Genomic DNA, 6,031 nt, shown 5'->3' on the forward strand with positions numbered 1-6,031 from the left:
AACCCGCAACTCGGCTACGCCACAGCCACGGCCATCGCCCAGGAAGCCCTCGCCACCGGCAAGGGCGTCGCGGAACTAGTGCTCGAACACGGCCTGCTCACCGACGAGCAGCTCACCGAGCTCCTCAGCCCGCACCGCCTGGCCAACCTGAGCAAGTAGCGCCCCTCCGAACCCCGAAGGACCCCCATGACTTCTCCTGACACTGCCCGCGCCCAAAAACTGCCCGCTCGACAGCAGACCCAGCAACAATCCGCCGTCACCGACCACACCATTCCGGCTCATGCCCACGCCTCGGGAGCTGCGCTCCACGCCGAGGACCAGGGCTACCACAAAGGCCTGAAACCCCGGCAGGTCCAGATGATCGCGATCGGCGGCGCCATCGGCACCGGCCTGTTCATGGGCGCCGGCGGCCGGCTCGCCACCGCCGGTCCGGCCCTGATCATCAGCTATGCCGTCTGCGGGTTCTTCGCCTTCATGATCCTGCGCGCGCTCGGCGAACTCGTGATGCACCGGCCCTCGTCCGGCTCGTTCGTGTCCTACGCCCGCGAATTCTTCGGCGAGAAGGCCGCGTTCGTCACCGGCTGGCTGTACTGGCTGAACTGGGCCATGACCGCGATCGTGGACATCACCGCCGTCGCGCTGTACATGAACTTCTTCAAGAAATACTGGGCGCCCATCGCCGACGTGCCGCAGTGGACCTGGGCCCTGGCGGCCCTGATCCTGGTCCTGGGCCTGAACCTGATCAGCGTCAAGGTGTTCGGCGAGCTGGAATTCTGGTTCGCGCTCATCAAGGTCGTGGCGCTCGTGTCCTTCCTGCTCGTCGGCATCTACTTCGTCATCTTCGGCACGCCCGTGGCCGGGCAGGAAGTCGGCTTCAGCCTCATCGCGGACAACGGCGGCATGTTCCCCAATGGCCTGCTGCCGGCCATCGTGGTGATGCAGGGCGTCGTGTTCGCCTACGCCTCGATCGAACTGATCGGCACCGCCGCCGGCGAGACCGAAAACCCCGAAAAGATCATGCCGCGGGCCATCAACACGGTGATCGTGCGCATCGCGGTGTTTTACGTCGGCTCGCTCGTGCTGCTCTCCCTGCTGCTGCCCTACAGCTCCTACAAGGCCGGCGAAAGCCCCTTCGTGACATTCTTCGGCTCCATCGGGGTCGACGGCGTGGACGCCATCATGAACCTCGTGGTTCTTACCGCGGCGCTGTCCTCGCTCAACGCAGGCCTTTACTCCACCGGCCGGATCATGCGCTCGATGTCCATTTCCGGTTCCGCGCCGAAATTCGCAGGCCGGATGAATAAGTCCGGTGTCCCCTACGGCGGCATCGCCCTCACTGCCGCAGTGGCTGTCCTGGGCGTGATCCTGAACGCCGTGGTCCCGGCCGAGGCCTTCGAGATCGTCCTGAACGTCGCATCGCTGGGCATCATCAGCACCTGGGCCATGATCGTCCTCTGCCAGATGCAGCTCGCCCGGCTCGCAGCCCGCGGGGAACTGCTCCGGCCCGCGTTCCGCATGCCGGGCGCACCCGTCACGGGCTGGATCACCCTGGCCTTCCTCCTGGCGGTGCTGGTCCTCATGGCCTTCGACTCGCCAGTCGGAACGTGGACCATCGCCTCCCTCGCGGTCATCATCCCGCTGCTGATGCTCGGCTGGCGCCTCTGCCGGCACCGCATCCTGGAGATCGCCGCCGTCCGCGACGGGTTCACCGGCCCGTATCCGCTCGTGGCCAACCGACCCGTGCGTGGGACCGGCGGGGATTCGGAGTAACATCCCGGCAGTCCGCCTCCGCGTAACGCAACGTCCCCGCAACCTCTCCTGCGGCCGGTTCGCATATGCTCAGCGGACAGACTCAACATGGCTCAGCGACGAACCACCCGGGAGACAGCTCATGACCAATTGGCGGATCAGGGATTTCCATTCGGCCGACCTCGACGGCATCCTGCACCTCTGGGAGTCCCTCAAGGAATCAAATGTCGAGCCCGTCTACGCCCTCTCCGAGGTGCTCGCCTCCTGCGAGAAGGACCACGCCGTCGTCGCGGTGCAGGGCGAGCAGGTGGTGGGTGCCGCCGTCGGACGGGCCGCCCATGACCAGGGCTGGATCGTCTTCCTGGCCACGTTGCCCGAATTCCGGGGCCGCGGAATCGGCACCTCGCTGCTGGCCGCGGTCGAGAACCGGATGGCACCGCACGGGCTCAACAAGCTCTCGGCCCTGATGCCGGAATCCGAAACCCGGGTGGAGGCGTTCCTGGGCCGCGGCTTCGCGCTGAAGAAGAACCTGCGCTACTTCGAACGGAAGATCCCGGTCCAGCGCCAGGAACTGGAACCCCTCAGCCTGCTTGGCGGCCGCATCCTGGCCCGTGACCTGTGGGAGAACGTCGCAGGCATGCGCCTGGAAAAGGAACTCCTGGAGCGCCGGCTGGTCCTTCCGCTCGCGGAGGCAGACCTCGCCGACGAATACGGTGTGGTGCCGCCGCGCGCCGTGGTCCTCTTCGGCCCTCCCGGTACCGGCAAAACGACGTTTGCGAAGGCGATCGCGTCCCGGCTGGAGTGGCCGTTCGTGGAGGTCTTCCCCTCCCGGCTGGCCGCCGATCCGAAGGGGCTGGCCGGGGCGCTGCGCGAGACGTTCCTGGAAATCGCCGAACTGGAGCACGCGGTGGTCTTCATCGACGAGGTCGAGGAGATCGCCGCGCAGCGCTCGGGCGAACCGCCCTCTCCCCTGCAGGGCGTCACGAACGAGCTCCTGAAGATCATCCCCGCCTTCCGCGAGCAGCCCGGCCGGCTCCTGGTCTGCGCCACCAACTTCATCCGCGCCCTGGATTCGGCGTTCCTGCGGCACGGCCGGTTCGATTACGTCATCCCGATCGGCCTGCCGGACCGGCAGGCCCGGGAGGCCATGTGGCAGCGCTTCATCCCCGTTGCCGTGGTGGACGACGTCGACGTCGAGCTCCTGGTGGACCGTACCGAGGGCTTCTCCCCCGCGGACATCGAGTACGCGGCCCGCAGCGCCTCCCAGCGGGCGCTGGAAAAGGCGGTGTACGACGACGGCGGCGCGGCGTCCAGCGGCAGCGCCTCAGTCCGCGAGGCGGTCCGGAAGGGCCCCTCGACCCAGGACTACCTCGACGCGATCGCGGACACCCGGACAACGGTCAGCGATGAAGTGCACCAGCAGTTCCTCGAGGACATCGACGCCCTGGGACGCGTCTAGATGGACTCCGCCAGCAGTTTGTGATGGGGCCAGGCCGCGATCAAGGCACACAGCGGCGGTATCCTTGTGATTGGGGCCACTTGGACCCCACTCCTGTTTGTCGACACTGGAGCCACCGTGCGTAGTCCCCGGTCGCTATCCCCAAACCCGGCGACCGAGCCGGCGCAATCTGCTGCCAGGCGTGTCACAGCATCGATGCAGCTCAGCATCAGGTCCGGGACGGGTCCGCTTCGCAGAATCATTGAAGAATCCTGGAAGCGTTCGCTCCGGCTGCAGGCCAACCCTGACATGCCGCCGTCCTCGGTACTCCTCGATGGAGAAGCCCTTGAGGAGTACCGTCGCGGCCATCCGCTGGCGTCGATCATGCCGGTGATTAACAAGCTGCTGATTCAGCCCAGTTCCGACCAAGGGTTGCTCGTGGCTGTCGGGGATGAGCTGGGCCGGCTCCTGTGGGTCGACGGGGACGCTGCCCTGCGCCGGCGTGCCGAGGGCATGATGTTCGTTGAGGGCGCGGACTGGTCCGAGGCCAGCGTGGGCACGAGCGCTCCTGGAACCGCCCTGGCACTGGGCCGCAGCCTCCAGGTCTCCGGTCCCGAGCATTTCAACCGGGCTGTTCACGCGTGGAGCTGCACGGCCGTGCCGTTCCGTGATCCAGACACCGGCGCCGTGATCGGAGTCCTGGATATCACCGGCACCGAGATGGCAGTCGCCCCGCACACGCTTTCCCTCGTAGAGGCTGCGGTCGCGGCCGCGCAGGCGCAGCTGCACGTGGAGCGTCTCCTGCTGGCCGCTGCGCAACGCGACCGGCTCGCACGGCGGCGAGAGCCCGCGTCCGCCGCAAGGCCCAGAACCGTTCCCGGCAGCCCGGCCCGGAGCCTCTATCGCAACAGCCTGCAACTGCTCGGCCGCGACCACGCGCTGCTCAGCATCGAAGGAAGAACAGTATCGCTGTCTCCACGGCACAGTGAGATTCTGGCCCTGCTGAGCATCCATCCGGATGGTCTCAGCGGCGAAGAGCTGGGCGGCATGCTGTTCGGGGAAGTCCCAGCCATGACACTTCGGGCGGAGATGGTCCGGTTGAGAAAAGTCCTGCAGCAGTTCAATCCTGCCGCCGTACCGGAATCCCGGCCCTACAGACTCATCGTGGACGTGCTGCCGGACGCCGGACAGGTTCTCAGTTGCCTCCAGCGCGGGGCACACCGAGTCGCCCTGGAGATTTATCGCGGACCGGTGTTGCCTCGCTCCGAGGCTCCGGGTGTGGTGACGCTGCGCAGGCGCGTCTCCACACTCCTTCGGGAGGCGGTCCTAACGGACGGCAGCGCGGAAGCCCTGCTCCAGTATGCGGAACTTCCCGAAGCGAGCGATGACATTGCCGTCCGGATGGCGGCGCTGAAGCTGCTGCCGCCCCGCTCCCCTAAGAGGGCTGGGGTGGTGGCCGACATCGAGCGCCTGGAAGCCGAACTCGGAACTCACCAGCCAAGGTGACCTGACTCACAAGACTGCAACCTCGTCGCAACCCTCCCTTCCCTAGGCTTTAGGCAGCGGCCATCATCCTGCTCAGCACAAGTGCCAGCGATGGTTGGGTTATCCACACCCTGACAATCCGCGGGCCTCACCCGCACCCCCGGTGAGGCTTTCGGCGGACAACGGGCATCACGCCCGGCTTCTGGAGTGACGTTCAAACTCATGCCTGCGCATTATTTGCTGCGGCTACAAACGACGAAGGAATATCGACAATGACGACGATGAGAGCAGCTGTAGTTACCGAATTCGGCAAGGATCTTCAGATCCAGGACCTGCCCGTTCCCGTGCCGGGACGCGGAGAGGCCCTGGTCAAGGTCCTCACCACCGGCGTATGCCACACCGACCTGCACGCCGCGGAGGGAGACTGGCCGGTCAAGCCGTCACCGCCCTTCATTCCCGGCCACGAAGGCGTGGGCGAGGTCGTCGCCGTCGGCGAGGGCGTCACCGATCTGGCCATCGGCGATTTGGTCGGCAACGCGTGGCTCTGGTCCGCTTGCGGCGACTGCCAGTACTGCCGCACTGGCTGGGAAACCCTGTGCGAGGCGCAGCAGAACGCCGGTTACAGCGTCGACGGCTCCTTCGGCGAGTACATGCTGGTCGACAGCCGGTTTGCCGCCCGCATTCCGGCCGGTTCGGACCCGGTGGAAATCGCACCCGTGCTCTGCGCCGGCGTGACCGTCTACAAGGGCCTGAAGATGACCGAGGCCAAGCCGGGCCAGTGGGTCACCATCTCCGGGATCGGCGGACTCGGGCACATCGCTGTCCAGTACGCCGTCGCCATGGGGCTGCGGGTCGCTGCGGTGGACATTGCCGATGACAAGTTGGCCCTGGCCAAGAAGCACGGCGCCGAACTGACCGTCAACGCCCTGCACGAAGACCCCGTCGAAGTTATCCAGCGCGAAACCGGAGGATGTCATGGAGTCCTGGTCACGGCAGTGCACCCGTCAGCGTTCGGGCAGGCCATCGGGATGGCCCGGCGCGGCGGAACGATCGTTTTCAACGGGCTGCCGCCGGGGGACTTCCCGGCGCCGATCTTCGAGATTGTGCTCAAGGGCCTGACGGTCCGCGGCTCAATTGTCGGAACCCGGCAGGACCTGGAAGAAGCACTCGACTTCTACGCCCAGGGCAAGATCCACCCCACGGTCTCCACGAGGGAGCTCTCCGAAGTGAATGCTGTCCTCGACGAAATGAAGCATGCCAAGATCGACGGCCGCGTGGTCATCAAGTACTGATCAACAAGTACTGATCAACCCGGCTGGCTGCGACGGCGGCGTATCCCCAGGCACCCTGGGGATACGC

4 protein-coding genes and 1 pseudogene are annotated in these 6,031 nt (G+C 66.3%); all 5 read left to right on the top strand.

The genetic code is table 11. The annotated features are described in order from the left end of the window. A pseudogene (gene aspA, locus AC1DZV_RS21645) lies at positions 1 to 159 on the top strand (aspartate ammonia-lyase); the annotation flags it as partial. Positions 160 to 186: 27 nt separating this feature from the next. Beyond that, positions 187 to 1,770: an amino acid permease gene (locus tag AC1DZV_RS21650; RefSeq protein WP_476952108.1), complete on the top strand. Its 1,584-nt coding sequence runs from the start codon at positions 187 to 189 to the stop codon at positions 1,768 to 1,770. Positions 1,771 to 1,891: 121 nt separating this feature from the next. Further along, positions 1,892 to 3,208, top strand: coding sequence for an ATP-binding protein (locus AC1DZV_RS21655; protein WP_243178046.1), 1,317 nt, complete (start codon positions 1,892 to 1,894; stop codon positions 3,206 to 3,208). Positions 3,209 to 3,403: 195 nt separating this feature from the next. Next, entirely contained in the window at positions 3,404 to 4,693 is a 1,290-nt protein-coding gene (locus AC1DZV_RS21660) for a GAF domain-containing protein (RefSeq protein WP_043436418.1), read from the top strand. Between the two features lie 260 nt (positions 4,694 to 4,953). Then, positions 4,954 to 5,964, top strand: coding sequence for an alcohol dehydrogenase AdhP (adhP, locus tag AC1DZV_RS21665; protein ID WP_476952109.1), 1,011 nt, complete (start codon positions 4,954 to 4,956; stop codon positions 5,962 to 5,964). The last annotated feature ends 67 nt before the right edge of the window (positions 5,965 to 6,031 follow it).

Source organism: Arthrobacter sp. P1_D12, assembly GCF_056406175.1.

Bases quoted from the DNA above. Each gene is read 5' to 3' on its own strand.
- AC1DZV_RS21650 (WP_476952108.1), top strand. From the start codon at position 187: ATGACTTCTCCTGACACTGCCCGCGCCCAAAAACTGCCCGCTCGACAG.
- AC1DZV_RS21655 (WP_243178046.1), top strand. From the start codon at position 1,892: ATGACCAATTGGCGGATCAGGGATTTCCATTCGGCCGACCTCGACGGC.
- AC1DZV_RS21660 (WP_043436418.1), top strand. From the start codon at position 3,404: ATGCAGCTCAGCATCAGGTCCGGGACGGGTCCGCTTCGCAGAATCATT.
- adhP (WP_476952109.1), top strand. From the start codon at position 4,954: ATGAGAGCAGCTGTAGTTACCGAATTCGGCAAGGATCTTCAGATCCAG.